The sequence below is a fragment of the Burkholderia sp. SIMBA_062 genome, from assembly GCF_046534765.1.
Classification (GTDB): domain Bacteria; phylum Pseudomonadota; class Gammaproteobacteria; order Burkholderiales; family Burkholderiaceae; genus Burkholderia; species Burkholderia ambifaria.
Window position 1 is genome coordinate 1 of the sequence record NZ_JAWRYD010000645.1, and the last position, 234, is coordinate 234.

1 pseudogene is annotated in these 234 nt (G+C 73.5%); it reads right to left on the bottom strand.

Annotated elements, in window-relative coordinates:
• Nucleotides 1-234, bottom strand: a pseudogene (locus SB786_RS37770) (hypothetical protein); the annotation flags it as partial.

The following is a 234-nucleotide window of genomic DNA, read 5'->3' on the forward strand; positions in this document are numbered from 1 at the left end:
GAACGAGAGCAGTTGCGCGAGCGCGCCGCCCGGCGCGAACACGCCCGCGAGCACGCCGCCGAACAGATAGCCTGCGCCCGAGAGCACGGCCATGCTGAGCACCGCGAGCGAATCGGCCCATGCATAACCTTCGCCGAAGCGCTGGCCGCCGACCGTGCCGCTCTGCGCCGCGAGCAGCGCGCCCGCGAGTCCGGCGAGCGCGGCCGAGAGCACGAAGGCCGCGATCTTCGCGTG